14 protein-coding genes are annotated in these 19,013 nt (G+C 57.0%); 9 read left to right on the top strand and 5 right to left on the bottom strand.

Features of this window, described 5'->3' with window-relative positions; genetic code table 11:
* Positions 1–6 precede the first annotated feature (6 nt).
* The 3 genes from ABLU67_RS24385 to msrA all read right to left on the bottom strand — a co-directional run bounded on the left by ABLU67_RS24385 (position 7) and on the right by msrA (position 3,602).
* On the bottom strand, positions 7–1,239 hold the full coding sequence (locus tag ABLU67_RS24385) for an oligosaccharide MFS transporter (protein ID WP_202019325.1): 1,233 nt from the start codon (positions 1,237–1,239) through the stop codon (positions 7–9).
* Between the two features lie 196 nt (positions 1,240–1,435).
* Positions 1,436–2,779 (bottom strand): hemolysin family protein, encoded by a 1,344-nt coding sequence (locus ABLU67_RS24380; RefSeq protein ID WP_025107621.1) that lies wholly within the window; start codon positions 2,777–2,779, stop codon positions 1,436–1,438.
* 184 nt (positions 2,780–2,963) lie between these two features.
* Positions 2,964–3,602, bottom strand: a complete 639-nt coding sequence (gene msrA / locus ABLU67_RS24375) for a peptide-methionine (S)-S-oxide reductase MsrA (protein WP_014227641.1) — start codon at positions 3,600–3,602, stop codon at positions 2,964–2,966.
* A 209-nt stretch (positions 3,603–3,811) separates the two neighbouring features.
* On the opposite strand from msrA, the gene tamA reads away from it, so the two are divergent.
* The 3 genes from tamA to ABLU67_RS24360 are packed head-to-tail and all read left to right on the top strand — an operon-like array spanning position 3,812 to position 9,665.
* On the top strand, positions 3,812–5,545 hold the full coding sequence (gene tamA / locus ABLU67_RS24370; RefSeq protein WP_014227642.1) for an autotransporter assembly complex protein TamA: 1,734 nt from the start codon (positions 3,812–3,814) through the stop codon (positions 5,543–5,545).
* Complete coding sequence (gene tamB, locus ABLU67_RS24365; protein ID WP_134898990.1) at positions 5,542–9,318, top strand: autotransporter assembly complex protein TamB; 3,777 nt, start codon at positions 5,542–5,544, stop codon at positions 9,316–9,318. The genes tamA and tamB overlap by 4 nt, the downstream gene beginning before the upstream one ends.
* Positions 9,319–9,320: 2 nt before the next feature.
* Positions 9,321–9,665: a gamma-glutamylcyclotransferase gene (locus ABLU67_RS24360; RefSeq protein WP_004098039.1), complete on the top strand. Its 345-nt coding sequence runs from the start codon at positions 9,321–9,323 to the stop codon at positions 9,663–9,665.
* 149 nt (positions 9,666–9,814) lie between these two features.
* Here ABLU67_RS24360 and ppa read toward each other — a convergent pair whose 3' ends face one another.
* The gene (gene ppa / locus ABLU67_RS24355; RefSeq protein ID WP_004098041.1) at positions 9,815–10,342 is read right to left on the bottom strand and encodes an inorganic diphosphatase; all 528 of its coding nucleotides are present in this window, start codon (positions 10,340–10,342) and stop codon (positions 9,815–9,817) included.
* 403 nt (positions 10,343–10,745) lie between these two features.
* On the opposite strand from ppa, the gene ytfQ reads away from it, so the two are divergent.
* The 4 genes from ytfQ (at position 10,746) to yjfF (ending at position 15,324) form a co-directional block, all read left to right on the top strand.
* Complete coding sequence (gene ytfQ / locus ABLU67_RS24350; RefSeq protein WP_004098043.1) at positions 10,746–11,702, top strand: galactofuranose ABC transporter, galactofuranose-binding protein YtfQ; 957 nt, start codon at positions 10,746–10,748, stop codon at positions 11,700–11,702.
* A 110-nt stretch (positions 11,703–11,812) separates the two neighbouring features.
* Positions 11,813–13,315, top strand: coding sequence for a galactofuranose ABC transporter, ATP-binding protein YtfR (gene ytfR, locus ABLU67_RS24345; protein WP_325934640.1), 1,503 nt, complete (start codon positions 11,813–11,815; stop codon positions 13,313–13,315).
* 10 nt (positions 13,316–13,325) lie between these two features.
* Positions 13,326–14,351, top strand: coding sequence for a galactofuranose ABC transporter, ATP-binding protein YtfT (ytfT, locus tag ABLU67_RS24340; RefSeq protein WP_014227645.1), 1,026 nt, complete (start codon positions 13,326–13,328; stop codon positions 14,349–14,351).
* Entirely contained in the window at positions 14,338–15,324 is a 987-nt protein-coding gene (gene yjfF / locus ABLU67_RS24335; RefSeq protein ID WP_004098052.1) for a galactofuranose ABC transporter, permease protein YjfF, read from the top strand. The genes ytfT and yjfF overlap by 14 nt, the downstream gene beginning before the upstream one ends.
* A 44-nt stretch (positions 15,325–15,368) precedes the next feature.
* Here yjfF and fbp read toward each other — a convergent pair whose 3' ends face one another.
* The gene (fbp, locus tag ABLU67_RS24330; RefSeq protein ID WP_004098053.1) at positions 15,369–16,367 is read right to left on the bottom strand and encodes a class 1 fructose-bisphosphatase; all 999 of its coding nucleotides are present in this window, start codon (positions 16,365–16,367) and stop codon (positions 15,369–15,371) included.
* A 175-nt stretch (positions 16,368–16,542) separates the two neighbouring features.
* Between fbp and mpl the strand changes: the two genes are divergently transcribed.
* Together mpl and ABLU67_RS24320 are read left to right on the top strand one after the other, a co-directional pair.
* Positions 16,543–17,916, top strand: a complete 1,374-nt coding sequence (gene mpl, locus ABLU67_RS24325; RefSeq protein ID WP_004098056.1) for a UDP-N-acetylmuramate:L-alanyl-gamma-D-glutamyl-meso-diaminopimelate ligase — start codon at positions 16,543–16,545, stop codon at positions 17,914–17,916.
* 64 nt (positions 17,917–17,980) lie between these two features.
* Positions 17,981–18,526 carry a GNAT family N-acetyltransferase gene (locus tag ABLU67_RS24320; protein ID WP_049083188.1) on the top strand — a complete coding sequence of 182 codons (546 nt, stop codon included), beginning with the start codon at positions 17,981–17,983 and terminating at the stop codon, positions 18,524–18,526.
* The last annotated feature ends 487 nt before the right edge of the window (positions 18,527–19,013 follow it).

Genomic DNA, 19,013 nt, shown 5'->3' with positions numbered 1-19,013 from the left:
CTTAAATTAATGCGCGGGCGCCGGCTGCGGGGCAAAAGCGCGCGCTTTGTCCAGCGTAATAAATGAAATCAGGGTAAAGCACAGGGCGATACCGCCGAGCACGATATAGCTGCTGGTAAAGCCCATGCTCTGGTACATGTGACCGATGCCGGTAGAAAGGAAAATAGAGCTAAAGCTTTTCGAAAACTGGAAGCCGATTAAATAAACCGTGGCCGAAAGCAGCGGGTTGAAGTTGGCAGTAATATATTTCAGCGCGGCGACGAGTAATACCGAGCTCTCAAAACCGTGCAGCAGTTTAATCAGGCTAATGGACACCGGACCGATAGCCCAGGCCGAGCCGATAATGCGCAGACTCATAATCATTCCGCAGTACAGCAGAGCATTTTTCGGGCCGATTTTATTCACGAACCATGGGGCGAAAAACATCACTACCGCATCAAGGAAAATCTGACCTGTGGTTAAATAGCCGAAGACTTCCGCGCCGCGCGCTTTGCTCTCAAAGAAGTGGCTGTAATAGATGGCGAACTGCTGGTCGTAGGTTTCATATACCGCGCCGACGCCGATCGTGTAGATCGCGAAGAACCAGAATTTCTTCATTTTCAGCAGCGAGGTGGCGTCGCTCAGGGTGACCGACGAGGCTTTACTACTGTGTATCGCGCCTTGTTTATTCGCGCTAATCTGCATTTTCCAGACAATGACCAGCAGGCATACGCCGGCACCGCTGGCCAGCCAGAAAATCATGTTCTGGTCGATCCCGTAGAGCTTGCCTGCCGCGAAGGTGCCGATAGCCGCGCCAATGCCGCCAAACATTCTGGCGCGACCAAACTCAAAACCGGAAGCGCGGCTGACTTTATCAATGTAAGCTTCGCAAATACCGCAGCCTGCGCCGTAGGCCATGCCAATATAGATGCCGCCCGCCAGCGCCCCGAGAAAAACGTTAACTTTTAATAATGGCGCAAAGACGTAGATCCAGTAGGGGGCAAAGAGGGTAATAATGATGGCCAGCAGCCACATCAGGTTTTTACGATAGACCAGCCTGTCGGATATAAAACCGAATAGTGGTTGAACGCAAACGGCAATAATCGCGGTAAAGGAATAAACCAGACCGACGTCAGTGTAATTAATGCCGATGGTTTCCGTTAACCACAATGATAAATAAGGATAGCAGCATCCCCAGCCAATAAAGAAGAACAGGAAGAACAGACAGCTTATATAGTAGTTTTTATTTGATTCTATCATGGTAACCCTCGCTTCCTTTATTCAGGAATATGATCGTGTAGACGCGAGCAAAGTTACCTTTTTGCGCAGAGGGGAGTCATGAACGTTTCGCTGTGGAGCAGTAAAAATCTGCTATTGCCCGAGGGGCGTGAGCAGCCTCACATTCGGGCAATAAAAAAGGCGGATTTTCATCCGCCTTGTCGGTTCGTCAACGGTTTTACGCTGACTCTTTATCGCTGTTGGCCGCATCCGGCAGCTTGGGCACCAGCACCGTCGGCTTATTGTCGATACGGGTCACCAGCAGCTGATCGATGCGGTAGTTGTCGATATCCACCACTTCGAACTTATAGCCGGAGAATTTCACCGCGTCGGTGCGCTTGGGAATTTTACGCAGCATAAACATCATAAAGCCGCCGATGGTCTCGTAATTGCCGGACTGCGGGAAATCATCGATATCCAGCACCCGCATCACGTCGTCGATCGGCGTTCCGCCGTCAATGAGCCAGGAGTTTTCATCGCGCGCGACGATCTGCTCTTCCAGCCCCTGGCCGACGAGGTCGCCCATCAGGGTGGTCATCACGTCGTTCAGGGTGATAATCCCGACCACCAGCGCATATTCGTTCATGATCACGGCGAAGTCTTCACCGGCGGTTTTAAAGCTTTCCAGCGCTTCAGACAGCGTCAGGGTATCCGGGACAATCAGCGTATTGCGAATCTGCACGCCGCCGGTCAGCACCAGACTCTGGTTTGCCAGCACGCGGTTCAGCAGGTCTTTGGAATCAACGTAGCCGATGATGTGGTCGATATCTTCATTACAGACCAGGAACTTGGAGTGCGGATGCTCCGCGACCTTATTCTTCAGGCTCTGTTCATCTTCGTGAAGATCGAACCAGATGACGTTTTCACGCGAGGTCATCGATGAAGGCACGGTGCGCGATTCCAGTTCGAACACGTTCTCAATCAGCTCATGCTCCTGCTTACGCAGCACCCCTGCCAGCGCGCCGGCTTCCACCACGGCGTAAATATCATCGGAGGTAATGTCGTCTTTACGCACCATCGGAATTTTGAACAGGCGGAAGATATTGTTGGCCATGCCGTTAAACAACCACACCAGCGGGCGGAAGAGAAACAGGCAGAAGCGCATCGGGTTGATGATGCGTAAAGCGACGGCTTCAGGCGCGATCATACCGATGCGTTTCGGAGTCAGGTCAGCAAACAGAATGAACAGGCTGGTGACCAGGGTAAAGGAGATAATAAAGCTCAGCTGCTCGGAGAGCTCCGGGGACATATAGCGGCTAAAGAGGCTATTAAACGCCGGCGAAAATGCCGCATCGCCGACGATACCGCCGAGAATCGCTACCGCGTTGAGGCCGATTTGCACCACGGTAAAGAACATCCCGGGGTTTTCCTGCATCTTCAGCACGCGTTGAGCGTTGATGTTGCCGTCATCGGCCAGCAGCTTGAGTTTGATTTTACGTGATGCGGCCAGCGAGATTTCCGATATCGAAAAGAACGCACTGACGGCTATCAGACAAAGTATTACTAAAATACTGTTTAACATATCTTATCTGACCGTTGAGATCAGATCCTCGGAAGGGAAGTGGATAACGCTAAGTGGAATTCACAAAAAGCCGGTCCGAAGGCTCTGGACCGGCGATAGCACGGCGTAGTATAGCGTAAGGTACTGTAAAGCCGCCAGAGCGTAAATTATTCAATCCGGCGGCCTGCCCTACGGTGCAGCCGCATCAGGCCTGCGGCGGCAAACAAACCCCAATTCCGCCAATGCCGCAGTATCCGTAGGGATTTTTATGCAGATACTGCTGATGATCGTCTTCCGCATAGTAGAACGGCTTCGCCGTCGCGATCTCGGTGGTGATAGTGCGCGGGTCGTTGGCTTCATTCATTGCCGCCTGGAAACGCGCCAGGCTGGCCTTCGCCGCCTCGCTCTGCTCAGGCGTTAGCGGATAAATCGCGGAGCGATACTGCGTTCCGCGGTCGTTACCCTGCTGCATGCCCTGCGCCGGGTCGTGATTTTCCCAGAATACCTGGAGCAGCTGCTCATAGCTGATAACCTGCGGATCGTAGACCACGCGCACGGCTTCAGCATGGCCAGTCTCGCCGCTGCAGACTTCGCGGTAGGTCGGGTTGGGCGTATAGCCGCCGGTATAGCCAGCGGCGGTGCTATAAACGCCGGGCAGCTGCCAGAACAGGCGTTCAACGCCCCAGAAGCAGCCCATGGCGAACAGGGCGACTTCCATTCCTGCGGGAACGTTGGTCATCGAGTGACCATTGACGGCGTGGAGCGTAGCCACCGGCATCGGCGTGTTGCGTCCCGGCAGCGCGTCCGCTTGGGCGACAAGATGCGTTTTATCAAATAGACTCACGGTGGGCCTCTCAAAACAGAAAATGTGGTTAAGGTTGTAACCAAGCGTGTCTTTGAACACAATAAACGCGCTTAATACGTCTAGATTTAAACATAAGAATTATTTGGGATAACGTCTATTTTTCAACCCTTAGTTGTTAGGGTTTTGTTAAGCCGTGGAGCGGCACTTTCGTTTCCTTCGGGGGGAAACAAGGATATTCAGGAGAAAAAGTGCTACAAATCCGCCAGTTATGTATCGCCAGCGTTTTGCTGGTCAGCGGGGTCGCCAGCGCAGCGAGCGTGCGTTTGCAGGTTGAGGGACTATCCGGGGAACTGGAAAAAAACGTCCGCGCCCAACTCTCTACGATCCAGAGCGATGAAGTCACGCCGGACCGGCGCTTTCGCGCGCGCGTTGATGATGCTATCCGCGAAGGACTGAAAGCGCTGGGCTACTACGAGCCCACGATTGATTTTGATTTACGTCCGCCGCCGGCGAGGGGGCGTCAGGTGCTGATCGCCAAAGTCACGCCCGGCGAACCGGTGCGCATTGGCGGCACTGACGTGATTTTACGCGGCGGCGCCCGAACCGATCGCGACTATCTGGATTTGCTAAACACGCGCCCGGCGATCGGCACGGTCCTCAATCACGGTGATTATGACAGTTTTAAAAGCTCTCTGACCCGGGTTGCGCTGCGTAAGGGCTACTTTGACAGCGAGTTTAATAAAAGCCAGCTTGGCGTTTCCCTCGACCGGCATCAGGCCTTCTGGGATATCGACTACAACAGCGGCGAGCGCTACCGCTTTGGCCCGGTCACTTTTGAAGGCTCGCAAATTCGCGACGAATATCTGCAAAACCTGGTGCCGTTTAAGCAGGGCGACTACTACACCTCGCAGGATTTAGCCGAACTTAACCGCCGCCTGGCGGCAACCGGCTGGTTTAGCTCCGTCGTGGTGGCGCCGCAGTTTGACAAGTCCCGTCAGACGAAAGTGCTGCCTTTGCAGGGCGTGGTCTCTCCGCGTAAAGAGAACACCGTGGAAACCGGGGTTGGCTACTCAACCGACGTCGGGCCGCGCGTCAAAGGCACCTGGAGAAAGCCGTGGATGAACTCCTACGGCCACAGCCTCACTTCCAGCCTCAGCCTTTCCGCCCCTGAACAGCAGCTTGATTTCAGCTACAAAGTACCGCTGTTAAAAAGCCCCCTGGAGCAGTACTACCTGATGCAGGGCGGCTTTAAACGTACGGATCTCAACGATACCAAATCTGACTCCACCACCCTGGCCGTTTCGCGCTACTGGGAGATGTCGAGCGGCTGGCAGCGCGCGCTGAACCTGCGCTGGAGTCTTGACCACTTTACCCAGGCCAACGTCACCAACACCACCATGCTGATCTATCCCGGCGTGTCGGTGAACCGTACCCGTTCGCGCGGCGGCCTGATGCCGACCTGGGGCGATTCGCAGCGCTATTCGGTGGACTACTCCAACACCATGTGGGGCTCGGATATTAACTTTATTGTGATGCAGGCGCAGGACGTCTGGATCCGCACCCTTTATGACCGCCACCGCTTCGTGGTGCGCGGCAACCTCGGCTGGATTGAGGCCGATAACTTCAGCAAAGTCCCGCCGGATCTGCGTTTCTTCGCCGGCGGCGACCGCAGCATTCGCGGTTATAAATACAAATCTATCTCGCCAAAAGATGACGACGGCAAACTGATGGGGGCCTCGAAGCTGGCTACCGGCTCGCTGGAGTATCAGTACAACGTGAGCGGCAAGTGGTGGGGCGCGGTGTTCGTCGATAGCGGCGAAGCGGTAAGCGATATCCGCGAAAGCAACTTTAAAACCGGCGCCGGCCTCGGCGTGCGCTGGCAGTCTCCGGTCGGGCCAATCAAGCTGGATATCGCCAGACCGATCGGCGACAAAGAAGAGCACGGTTTACAGTTTTACATCGGTCTGGGGCCTGAATTATGAGTTTATGGAAGAAGATAAGCCTCGGCGTACTGATTTTTCTGCTGCTGCTGCTGGGGACGGTAGGATTCCTGGTGGGGACGACGACCGGCCTGCATCTGGTTATCAAAGCCGCCGATCGCTGGGTCCCGGGGCTGGAAATCGGTAAAGCCACCGGCGGCTGGCGCGATCTGACGCTGGAGAACGTGCGCTTTGAGCAGCCGGGCGTGGCGGTCACCGCCGGCCAGTTCCATCTGGGCGTTAAGCTACGCTGCCTGTGGGACAGCAGCCTGTGCGTCAACGATATCTCTCTGCGCGATATCTATGTGGCGATCGATACCAGCAAGATGCCGCCAGCGGCGCCGGTTGAAGAAGAAGAGAGCGGGCCGCTGAATCTCTCCACGCCTTATCCCGTCACCCTGAGCCGGGTGGCGCTGCATAACGTCAACGTAAAAATTGACGATACCGCCGTCTCGGTGCGCGACTTTTCCACGGGGCTTAACTGGCAGGAGAAAAACCTCACCCTGACGCCGACCTCGCTGCAGGGGTTGCTCATCGCGCTGCCGAAGGTGGCGAAGGTGGCTCAGGAGCAGGTTGTCGAGCCGAAAATTGACAACCCGCGGCCGGAAGAAAAGCCGCTCGGCGAGACGATGAAAGAGCTGTTCTCGAAACCGGTGCTGCCGGAAATGACTGACGTCCATCTGCCGTTGAATCTTAATATTCAGGCGTTCCGCGGCGAGCAGCTGCGTCTCACCGGCGATACCGATATAACCATCTACAATCTGCTGCTTAAAGTCAGCAGCATCGATGGGCAGATGAAGCTGGACGCGCTGGACGTGGACTCCGACCAGGGGAAAGTCACGGCTTCCGGTAACGCGCAGTTGCAGGATAACTGGCCGGTCGATATCACCCTCAACGGTACGCTGAATATTGACCCCCTGAAGGGCGAGAAAGTGCAGCTAAAAGTGGGCGGCGAAGTGCGTAAAAAGCTCACGGTCGGCATCGATCTGAATGGTCCAGTCGCGATGACGCTGCGCGCCGAAACGCAGCTGGCTGAGGCCGGCCTGCCGCTGGATATGGAGGTGAAAAGCAAGCAGCTCTACTGGCCGTTTACCGGCGAGAAAGCGTATCAGGCTGACGATCTTCTGCTGAAATTTAACGGCAAGATGACCGACTACACCCTGGCCTTTAGCACCGCGGTGAAAGGGCAGTCGCTGCCGCCAGCGAAGATTAACCTGAACGCGAAGGGCAACGAGCAGCAGGTGAATCTCGATAAGCTCACCGTCGCCGCCCTCGAAGGGAAAACCGAACTGAAGGCGCTGCTCGACTGGCAGCAGGCGATCAGCTGGCGCGGCGAACTGACGCTTGACGGTATCAACACCGCTAAAGAGGTCCCGGACTGGCCGTCGAAGCTCAACGGTCTGATTAAGACCCAGGGCAGCCTGTACGGCGGCAGCTGGCAGATGTCGGTGCCGGAGCTGAAAATTACCGGTAACGTGAAGCAAAACAAAGTCGATGTAAGCGGATCGCTGCAGGGCAACAGCTATATGCAGTGGAAAATCCCCGGCCTGCATCTGGCTTTAGGCCCTAACAGCGCCGACGTGAAAGGCGAGCTGGGGGTCAAAGACCTTAACCTTGACGCCACCATTGACGCGCCGCATCTCGATAACGCCCTGCCGGGCCTGGGCGGGACGGCGAAAGGGCTGGTGAAGGTTCGCGGCACCGTCGACGCGCCGCAGCTGCTGGCGGATATCACCGCCCGGGCGCTGCGCTGGCAGGAGCTGTCGGTGGCTCAGGTGAACGTGAAGGGCGATGTGAAATCCACCGACCAGATTGGCGGTAACCTTGACGTACGCGTAGACCGTATTAGCCAGCCGGGCGTGAATATCAGCCTGGTGCAGCTCAATGCGAAGGGCAATGAGAAGCAGCACGACCTGCAGCTGCGGGTGCAGGGCGATCCGGTCTCCGGGCAGCTCTCGCTGGCGGGGAGCTTTGACCGCAAAGCGGAGCGCTGGAAAGGCACGCTGAGCAATACCCGTTTCCAGACCCCGGTGGGGCCGGTGGCGCTGACGCGTGATATCGCGCTGGATTACCGCAACCTTGAGCAGAAAATCAGCATCGGGCCGCACTGCTGGACTAACCCGAACGCCGAGCTGTGCGTACCGCAGACCATCGACGCCGGCGCGAGCGGGCGCGCGGTGGTGAACCTCAACCGTTTCGATCTCGCGATGCTCAAGCCCTTTATGCCGGAAGCGACCCAGGCCAGCGGCGTGTTTAGCGGTAATGCCGATGTGAGCTGGGACACCACCAAAGAGGGGCTGCCGCAGGGTAAGGTCACCCTGAGCGGGCGTAACGTGAAGGTGACGCAGACGGTCAACGACGCGCCGCTGCCGGTGGCTTTCGATACCCTGAACCTCACGGCCGATCTGCACAATAACCGCGCCCAGCTGGGCTGGCTGATTCGCCTGACCAACAATGGCCAGCTGGACGGGCAGGTGCAGGTCACCGATCCCCAGGGCCGACGCAATCTGGGCGGTAACGTCAATATCAGCAACTTCTCGCTGGCGATGATCAACCCTATCTTCTCGCGCGGTGAAAAGGCGGAAGGGAGACTGAACGCGCGTCTGACACTGGGCGGTAACGTCCAGAGCCCGCAGCTTTTCGGTCAGATGCAGCTGAACGGCGTGGATATTGACGGTAACTTTATGCCGTTTGATATGCAGCCGAGCCAGCTGGCGATGAATTTTACCGGTACCCGTTCGACCCTGCAGGGGACGGTGAACACTCGCCAGGGACAGATTGCGCTCAGCGGCAACGCCGACTGGACGCAGATTGACAACTGGCGCGCGCAGATTGCGGCGAAGGGCAGCCGGGTGCGGATAACCGTGCCGCCTATGGTGCGCCTGGATGTGTCGCCGGACGTGGTCTTTACCGCCACGCCAAGCCTGTTTAACCTGGATGGCAGCGTTGATGTGCCCTGGGCGCGTATCGTCGTCAACGAAGTGCCGGAAAGCGCCGTTGGGGTCTCATCTGACGAAGTGATGCTGGATAAAAATCTGCAGCCGATTAAGCAGCAGAGCGCCGGTATCCCTATCAACAGCAATCTGACGATTCACGTGGGCAACAACGTTCGTCTCGACGCCTTTGGTCTGAAAGCGCGTCTGACCGGCGATTTGAAAGTGGCGCAGGACAAACAGGGGCTGGGGCTCAACGGGCAGATCAACATCCCGGAAGGGCGTTTCCATGCCTACGGCCAGGATCTGATCGTGCGTAAAGGCGAGCTGCTGTTCTCTGGTCCGCCGGATCAGCCGCTGCTGAATATCGAAGCCATTCGTAATCCGGACGCCACCGAGGACGACGTTATCGCCGGCGTTCGCGTGACCGGCTCGGCCGATCAGCCGAAAGCGGAGATTTTCTCCGATCCGGCGATGTCGCAGCAGGAAGCGCTCTCTTACCTGCTACGCGGGCAGGGTTTAGGCAGCGGACAGAGCGATAGCGCAGCCATGACTTCAATGCTTATTGGTATGGGGGTTGCACAAAGTGGTCAGGTTGTGGGTAAAATCGGCGAGACGTTTGGCGTAAGCAATCTGGCGCTGGATACCGAGGGAGTGGGCGACTCCTCCCAGGTGGTGGTCAGCGGCTATGTACTGCCGGGTCTGCAGGTAAAATATGGGGTAGGGATCTTTGACTCCCTGGCGACGTTGACGTTACGCTATCGCCTGATGCCTAAGCTATATATGGAAGCTGTGTCTGGCGTAGACCAGGCTCTCGATTTGCTCTATCAGTTTGAGTTTTAGCAATGCGAATATTTGTTTACGGCAGTTTACGACGCAAACAAGGCAACAGCCACTGGATGACCAACGCTCAGTGGTTGGGCGATCATAGTGTCAATGATTATCAACTGTACAGCCTGGGCCACTATCCAGGCGCGGTGCCCGGCGATGGCACGGTACATGGTGAGGTCTATCGTATTGACGCATCGACGCTGGCTGAATTGGATGCGCTGCGTACCAAAGGCGGCGAGTACGCTCGTCACCTGATCCAGACGCCCTACGGTAGCGCCTGGATGTATGTCTATCAGCGCCCCGTTGAGGGCTTCACGCTGATAGAAAGCGGCAACTGGTTGGATAAAGACCAGTATTAATAACGATAACGCCACCTTCGGGTGGCGTTGTTTTTTGTGGCGTTAGGTGCTGTCGCCGGCTAAGGCGTCAGCCGCCGCTCGGGCATGGATCAACGGCCAAAAAAACACCGCCCGGAGGCGGTGTTTTTGCGAACCTGAGTGCGGCTGAATTACTTCTTAGCGCGCTCGAAGGAAGCCACGATTTCAGCTTTCGCCGCTTCAGCGTTGTCCCAGCCGTCAACCTTAACCCATTTGCCCGCTTCGAGGTCTTTATAGTGCTCGAAGAAGTGGGTGATCTGCGCTTTCAGCAGTTCCGGCAGGTCGTTCACATCTTTAATGTGATCGTACTCTTTGCTCAGCTTGGTGTGCGGTACCGCAACCAGTTTCGCATCTTCACCGGATTCGTCGGTCATTTTCAGCACGCCAACCGGACGGCAGCGGATGACTGAACCTGGCTCCAGCGGGTACGGCGTCGGGACCAGAACGTCAACCGGGTCGCCGTCCAGGGACAGGGTGTGGTTGATGTAGCCGTAGTTGCACGGATAGAACATCGCCGTGGACATGAAACGGTCAACGAACAGTGCACCGCTCTCTTTGTCGACTTCGTATTTGATAGGATCTGCGTTCGCCGGGATCTCGATCACGACGTAGATGTCTTCCGGCAGATCTTTGCCCGCAGGTACGTTGAGTAAGCTCATGTCTGTTTCCTTTAAAATGTATGGCAAACAAGTGCCCGGTATTATAGCCAACTCACATCGAATGTCTTCGCTTCTTTTTCCCCAGAACGGGTGGGTGGAGTCTGAATTTTTCAGCGTAAGACAGCCTGAAAATCCATAAACATAGCCGCATACTGAATAAAATTATGTAACCGTTTTCATTGCATATGCTTGATATCTCAAAGTGTGCAAAATTTCGTCATAAACGGCGAAGCTCGCGCGGCTCGCGAAGCCTCACCGGCTCTCCGCTGGTGAGATGGCCGCTGATTAACATCTAATTAACTTTTTTGAAGTGTGATGTAACGCATTCAGTTACATCTCCGATTGTCTATAGTTTGTCCGCAGGTGAGGCTTTAACCAACAATAACCCTACGAGGATCCTCTTATGTGGAAGCGCTTACTTCTTGTCACAGCAGTTTCCGCAGCTATGTCGTCTATGGTCATGGCTGCCCCTCTTACCGTAGGTTTTTCGCAGGTCGGTTCTGAATCCGGCTGGCGCGCGGCCGAAACTAACGTCGCGAAAGAGGAGGCCGCGAAGCGCGGCATCACTCTGAAGATTGCCGACGCGCAACAAAAACAGGAAAACCAGATTAAAGCCGTACGCTCCTTTATCGCTCAGGGCGTCGATGCCATCTTCATCGCGCCGGTCGTAGCGACCGGCTGGGAGCCGGTACTAAAAGAAGCGAAAGAGGCCAAAATCCCGGTATTCCTGCTCGACCGCTCAATTGATGTTAAAGACAAAGATCTCTACATGACCACCGTTACCGCGAACAACGTGCTGGAAGGCCAGCTGATCGGCGAGTGGCTGGTCAAAACCGTCGACGGTAAGCCGTGTAACGTTGTTGAACTGCAGGGCACCGTGGGGGCCAGCGTGGCGATTGACCGCAAGAAAGGCTTCGCTGAGGCCATTTCTAAAGCCTCTAATATCAAAATTATCCGCTCCCAGTCCGGCGACTTTACCCGCAGCAAGGGCAAAGAAGTCATGGAGAGCTTTATCAAAGCGGAAAACAACGGCAAGAACATCTGCATGGTTTACGCCCATAACGACGACATGGTGATTGGCGCCATTCAGGCGATTAAAGAGGCCGGGCTGAAGCCGGGCAAAGATATCCTCACCGGCTCTATCGACGGCGTGCCGGATATCTATAAAGCGATGATGGCCGGCGAGGCCAATGCCAGCGTCGAACTGACGCCGAATATGGCCGGTCCGGCGTTCGATGCGCTGGAGAAATACAAAAAAGACGGCACCCTGCCTGAAAAAGTCACCATCACCAAATCGACCCTCTACCTGCCGGATACGGCGAAAGAAGAGTTAGAGAAGAAGAAAAATATGGGCTACTGAGTAGCCGAATCACAGGTTCACCGCCGCCTCCGGGATGTCCCCGGTCGCTAAAGCGCGGCTGATTTCCCTCTCCTCCCATCGGGGAGAGGGCAAAGGTGAGGGGGGAGAGCATGAACGGCGAATTACATCAGGAAATCCTTCGTACTGAAGGGCTTAGCAAATTTTTCCCCGGCGTGAAGGCGCTGGATAACGTTAATTTTAGCCTGCGCCGGGGCGAAATCATGGCTCTGTTAGGCGAAAACGGCGCGGGTAAATCCACCCTGATCAAAGCGCTGACCGGCGTCTATCATGCCGATCGCGGGGCCATCTGGCTGGAAGGGCGGGAGATCGCGCCGAAAAATACCGCTCACGCCCAGCAGCTGGGGATCGGCACCGTCTATCAGGAAGTGAACCTGCTGCCTAATATGTCGGTGGCGGACAATCTGTTTATCGGCCGCGAGCCCAGACGCTTTGGCCTGCTGCGGCGTAAAGAGATGGAAAAGCGCGCCACCGCGCTGATGGCGTCCTACGGTTTTTCTCTTGATGTCCGTGAACCGCTGAACCGCTTTTCGGTGGCGATGCAGCAGATTGTCGCGATCTGCCGGGCGATCGACCTGTCAGCAAAAGTGTTAATTCTTGATGAACCGACCGCCAGCCTGGATACCCAGGAGGTGGAGATGCTCTTTACCCTGATGCGCCAGCTGCGCGATAGCGGGGTCAGCCTGGTTTTCGTCACCCACTTCCTCGACCAGGTGTATGCCGTCAGCGATCGCATCACCGTGCTGCGTAACGGCGGTTTTGTCGGCTGCCGGGAAACCCGCGAGCTGCCGCAAATTGAACTGGTGAAGATGATGCTGGGCCGTGAGCTGGAGCATAACGCCCTGCAGCGCGCGGGCCGCACCCTGCTGAGCGATAAGCCGGTGGCCGCCTTCGAAGATTTTGGCAAAAAAGGCACCATCGCACCGTTTAGTCTGCAGGTCCGTCCCGGTGAAATCGTCGGCCTGGCGGGGCTGTTAGGCTCGGGACGTACGGAAACGGCGGAGGTGATCTTCGGCATTAAACCCGCCGACAGCGGCAAAGCGTGGATCAAAGGCAAGCCGCAAACCCTGCGCTCGCCGCATCAGGCATCCTGCCTCGGGATCGGCTTCTGTCCGGAAGATCGTAAAACCGACGGCATTATCGCCGCCGCCTCGGTGCGGGAAAATATCGTTCTGGCGCTACAGGCGCAGCGCGGCTGGCTGCGGCCGATTGGTCGGCGCGAACAAAATGAGATTGCTGAACGTTTCATTCGTCAACTGGGTATTCGTACCCCCAGCGCTGAACAGCCGATCGAATTTCTCTCCGGCGGTAATCAGCAGAAGGTGCTGCTCTCCCGATGGCTGCTGACGAAGCCGCAGTTCTTGATCCTTGATGAACCGACTCGCGGTATTGACGTTGGCGCCCACGCTGAAATCATCCGCCTGATTGAAACCCTGTGCGCCGATGGTCTGGCGCTGCTGGTCATTTCTTCAGAGCTGGAAGAGCTGGTGGGTTACGCCGATCGGGTGATTATCATGCGCGATCGCCAGCAGGTGGCGGAGCTGGCTCTGAGCGAGCTCTCCGTGCCGGCGATCATGAACGCTATTGCGGCATAAGGAGTAACCGATGATGCCTCAATCTGTTCCGAAAACCGGCCAGCCGAAACGGCGCTTTAACTGGCCAAAAGGGATGCCGCAAATTATTGCGCTGCTGCTGGTACTGGTCGTTGACAGCCTGGTCGCCCCGCATTTCTACCAGATCGTGCTCCAGGATGGGCGACTGTTCGGCAGCCCGATAGATATTTTGAACCGCGCCGCACCGGTGGCGCTGCTGGCGATTGGCATGACGCTGGTTATCGCCACCGGCGGGATTGACCTCTCCGTCGGGGCGGTGATGGCGATTGCCGGCGCAACGGCGGCGTCAATGACCGTGGCGGGGCACAGCCTGACGGTTGTGCTGCTCGCATCGCTGGGGGCCGGCGCACTGGCCGGGCTGTGGAACGGCATTCTGGTGGCGGTGCTGAAGATCCAGCCGTTCGTCGCCACGCTGATCCTGATGGTCGCCGGACGCGGCGTGGCGCAGCTGATCACCTCCGGGCAGATCGTGACCTTTGACTCTCCGCATCTGGCGTGGCTCGGCAGCGGATCGCTACTGCTGTTCCCGACGCCGGTGATAATCGCCATCGTGACGCTGGTGCTGTTCTGGCTGTTTACCCGCAAAACCGCGCTGGGGATGTTTATCGAAGCGGTGGGGATTAACATTCGCGCGGCAAAAAACGCCGGGGTAAATACCCGCATCGTCGTGATGTTGGCCTACGTGCTGAGCGGCGTTTGCGCGGCGATTGCCGGCATTATCGTTGCGGCGGATATTCGCGGTGCGGATGCCAATAATGCCGGGCTATGGCTGGAGCTGGACGCCATCCTGGCGGTGGTTATCGGCGGCGGCTCGCTGATGGGTGGGCGCTTTAACCTGCTGCTCTCGGTCGTCGGGGCGCTGATTATCCAGGGGATGAATACCGGGATCCTGCTGTCAGGATTCCCGCCGGAGCTTAATCAGGTAGTCAAAGCGGTGGTGGTGCTGTGCGTACTGATCGTCCAGTCGCCGCGCTTTATCAGCATACTGAAGGGGATGCGCGGCCATGATAAAACGTAATTTACCGTTAATGATTACCCTCGCGGTCTTCGTACTGGGATACCTTTACTGCCTGACCCAGTTTCCCGGCTTTGCCTCGACGCGGGTGATCTGCAATATCCTGACCGACAATGCCTTTCTTGGGATCATCGCCGTTGGCATGACCTTCGTGATCCTCTCCGGCGGGATCGATCTGTCGGTGGGGTCGGTGATCGCCTTTACCGGCGTATTTCTCGCTAAAGCGATCGGTTTCTGGGGGATTTCGCCGCTGGTGGCGTTTCCGCTGGTGCTGGTGATGGGCTGCGCCTTTGGCGCGTTTATGGGCCTGCTTATTGATGCGCTGAAGATCCCGGCGTTTATCATCACCCTCGCCGGGATGTTTTTTCTGCGCGGCGTCAGCTACCTGGTCTCGGAAGAGTCGATTCCCATTAATCATCCGGTGTATGACGCGCTATCAGGACTGGCATGGACCATCCCCGGCGGCGGGCGTCTGAGCGCGATGGGGCTGTTGATGCTGCTGGTGGTGATCGGCGGAATTTTTATGGCCCACCGCACCCGCTTTGGCAATCAGGTTTATGCCATCGGCGGCAACGCGACGTCGGCGAACCTGATGGGGATTTCCACGCGGAGCACGACGATCCGTATTTATATGCTCTCTACCGGGCTGGCGACGCTGGCGGGGATCGTTTTCTCCATCTATACCCAGGCGGGCTATGCGCTGGCGGGCGTTGGCGTTGAACTGGACGCGATTGCATCGGTGGTTATCGGCGGTACGCTGTTAAGCGGTGGGGTGGGGACGGTTCTCGGCACGCTGTTTGGCGTCGCCATTCAGGGGCTGATTCAAACCTACATCAACTTCGACGGTACGCTGAGTTCATGGTGGACCAAGATCGCTATCGGTATCCTGCTGTTCATCTTTATCGCGCTGCAGCGCGGCCTGACGGTGCTGTGGGAGAATCGGCAGAGTTCGCCGGTGACAAGGGTGGGGCACTGACGGAAGGATTTCCCCTCCCGTAAGGCGGGAGGGGAAGAGGCGGGTTACGCGTCCGGGAACTCTTTAATAAAGTTTTCGACGTCTTCAACCATATGGTTGTTGCCGACGAAGAAAGAACGGCGCTGATGCAGGCTTTCCGGGATGATATCCAGAATACGCTCTTTACCATCGCTGGCCTTACCGCCCGCCTGTTCTGCAAGGAACGCCATCGGGTTGCATTCGTACAGCAGGCGCAGTTTACCGTCCGGGTGGCTGGCGGTGCTCGGATAGAGATAGATGCCGCCTTTAAGCAGGTTGCGGTGGAAATCCGCCACCAGGGAGCCGATGTAGCGTGAGGTATACGGGCGCTGGGTCTCTTTATCTTCTTCCTGGCAGTGCTTAATGTACTTCTTCACGCCCATCGGGAACTTAATGTAGTTACCTTCGTTAATCGAGTAGGTGTTGCCTTTTTCCGGGAAGCGCATGCGCTCCTGGCACAGGCAGAAGACGCCAAGGGAAGGGTCATAGGTAAAGGCGTGCACGCCGCAGCCGGTGGTGTAAACCAGCATCGTCGAGGAGCCATACACCACATAGCCCGCGGCGACCTGTCGGTTGCCCGGTTGCAGGAAATCTTCTTCGGTAACGGGGGTGCCCACCGGCGTGACGCGGCGGTAAATAGAGAAGATCGTACCAACAGAGACGTTAACGTCGATGTTAGAAGATCCATCCAGCGGGTCCATCAGCACCACGTATTTGGCGTGTTCGCATCCTTCAAAGACGACGATCTCATCTTCTTCTTCAGAGGCGATCCCGGCAACAATATCGCGTGCTCGCAGTGCGGCTTTCAACTTTTCATTGGCAAACAGGTCGAGTTTTTGCTGAACCTCGCCCTGAACGTTTTCAGCACCGCTGGCACCCAGGATATCGACCAGGCCGGCCTTGTTGATATCGCGGTGGATGATCTTGGCGCCTAACTTTATCGCCGACAACAAAGCAGTAAGCTCGCCGGTTGCGTGAGAGAACTCGTGCTGCTTTTCGACAATAAATTCACCTAACGTTTTCATAACCCGTTCCCTGCATGTTTATGTGAAGTAAAACGAACATAACAATCTTAACAAAGAATAAAAAAAGTTCGCACTGGTGAATCGCGCCAGCAAAATACGGATTCGCCTGAAATGCATTTCTTTCCCCCCCAACATCCCGGTAAACTGTGCTTCAGATAAGAGAAGGAAATGACGAATGCGCATTCATATTTTAGGAATCTGTGGCACGTTTATGGGGGGGCTGGCGATGCTGGCGCGTTCCCTCGGTCATGAGGTAACGGGGTCGGATGCGAACGTCTATCCGCCAATGAGTACCCTGCTGGAAAACCAGGGAATTGAGTTAATTCAAGGATATGATGCCAGCCAGCTGGATCCGCAGCCGGACCTGGTGATCATCGGTAACGCAATGACGCGCGGAAACCCGTGCGTGGAAGCGGTGCTGGAAAATAATATCCCTTACATGTCCGGTCCCCAGTGGCTGCACGATTTCGTGCTGCGCGATCGCTGGGTGCTGGCGGTTGCCGGAACGCACGGGAAAACCACCACTGCCGGCATGGCGACCTGGATCCTCGAAGCCTGCGGCTACAAGCCGGGCTTTGTTATCGGCGGCGTTCCGGGCAACTTCGATGTTTCCGCGCGCCTCGGCGACAGCCCGTTCTTCGTGATTGAAGCCGATGAATACGACTGCGCTTTCTTCGATAAACGTTCCAAATTTGTTCATTACTGCCCGCGCACGTTGATTCTCAATAACCTTGAATTCGACCACGCGGACATCTTTGACGATCTAAAAGCTATCCAGAAGCAATTTCATCATCTGGTGCGTATTGTGCCGGGCAAAGGCAAGATTATCCTGCCGGAGAACGACATCAATCTGAAGCAGACGATGGCGATGGGCTGCTGGAGCGAGCAGGAGCTGGTTGGCGAACAGGGGCACTGGCAGGCGAAAAAGCTCACCACCGATGCTTCCTCCTGGGAAGTGTGGCTGGACGGCGAGAAAGTCGGCGAAGTGAAGTGGGCGCTGGTCGGCGAGCATAATATGCATAACGGCCTGATGGCCATCGCCGCCGCCCGGCATGTCGGCGTGCTGCCTGCCGATGCGGCCAACGCGCTGGGCAGCTTTATCAACGCCCGCCGCCGTCTGGAGCTGCGCGGCGAAGCCAACGGCGTGACCGTATACGATGATTTCGCCCACCACCCGACGGCGATTCTGGCGACCCTGCAGGCGCTACGCGGCAAAGTTGGCGGTACCGCGCGTATTCTTGCCGTGCTTGAACCCCGTTCTAACACCATGAAAATGGGCATTTGCAAAGACGACCTGGCGCCGTCTCTCGGTCGCGCGGACGAGGTCTTCCTGCTGCAGCCGCAGCATATCCCGTGGCAGGTTGCTGAAGTGGCTGACGCTTGCGTACAGCCTGCGCACTGGAGCGCCGATGTCGATGCGCTGGTGGATATGATTGTTAAAACCGCCCATCCTGGCGACCACATTCTGGTGATGAGCAACGGTGGATTTGGCGGCATTCATCAGAAGCTGCTCGATAAGCTGGCGAAAAAAGCCGAGGCGGCCGAGTAGGCTATTCTCCTCGTTTATCCGCCCTCCGCGTGAGGGCGGATAGTTTTTGTAGCCAGGAGGGTTCATGTTGAATTCAGAAAGAGTGACCTCTACCGATTCCGCGCATTTTCCCCCGCTTGACGCACTGTACGGCAGGGCCTTTCCGTGGCACGAGCAGCGTGAAGCCGAGGCTAAGCAGCAGGCGCTTGATAATCCGCATTATGAACTGGAAGCCTGGTTCGATGATGGCCAGTTTATTGGCCTGAGCGGCTGCTGGCGGTTTGCTGACTATCGCTACGTTGAACATCTGGCCATCGACGATACCTTGCGATCGCGCGGCTACGGCAAGCGGCTGTTAGCTGAAATACTTCAGCGCGCGCCGCTGACCGTTCTGGAAATCGATCCGCTGACCAGCGAAGTTGCCCATAAGCGCCTGCGCTTTTATGAAACCATGGGCTTTTGCGCGAACCCCTGGGCGCATCGCCATCCGACATATCATCAGGGCATCGCCGATCATGAACTGATCGTGTTGAGCTATCCGCAGCCGATTAATGAGGCGCAGTACCAGCGCTTTGCGCAGGATTTGCGTTTGGTGGTCATGGAGCAGGCTGGCGCGGTCAAGGTTTTGTAGCCCGGACAAGGCGCGTCAAGCGCCGCCTCCGGGAAGCAGCCCGCAATGCCACCTCCGCTTTTTTCCCCGGCTCGCGCTGCGCTTAGCCGGGCTACGGGTTTACCGTCGTCTGCGGGACGGTAGCCCGGACAAGGCGCGTCAAGCGCCGCCTCCGGGAAGCAGCGCGCAATGTCATCTCCGCTTTTTTCCCCGGCTCGCGCTGCGCTTAGCCGGGCTACGGGTTCAGCGCCGTCTGCGGGCCGGTAGCCCGGACAAGGCGCGTCAAGCGCCGCCTCCGGGAGGCAGCGCGCAATGTCATCTCCGCTTTTCTCCCGGCTCGCGCTGCGCTTAGCCGGGCTACGGGTTCAGCGCCGTCTGCGGGCCGGTAGCCCGGGTCAGGCGCGTCAAGCGCCGCCTCCGGGAGGCAGCGCGCAATGTCATCTCCGCTTTTTTCCCGGCTCGCGCTGCGCTTAGCCGGGCTACGGGTTCAGCGCCGTCTGCGGGCCGG

This window comes from Klebsiella sp. GN_Kp190, from assembly GCF_040061795.1.
GTDB classification, from domain to species: Bacteria; Pseudomonadota; Gammaproteobacteria; order Enterobacterales; family Enterobacteriaceae; genus Klebsiella; species Klebsiella michiganensis.
This window is presented reverse-complemented; position numbering and strand designations above follow the sequence as displayed.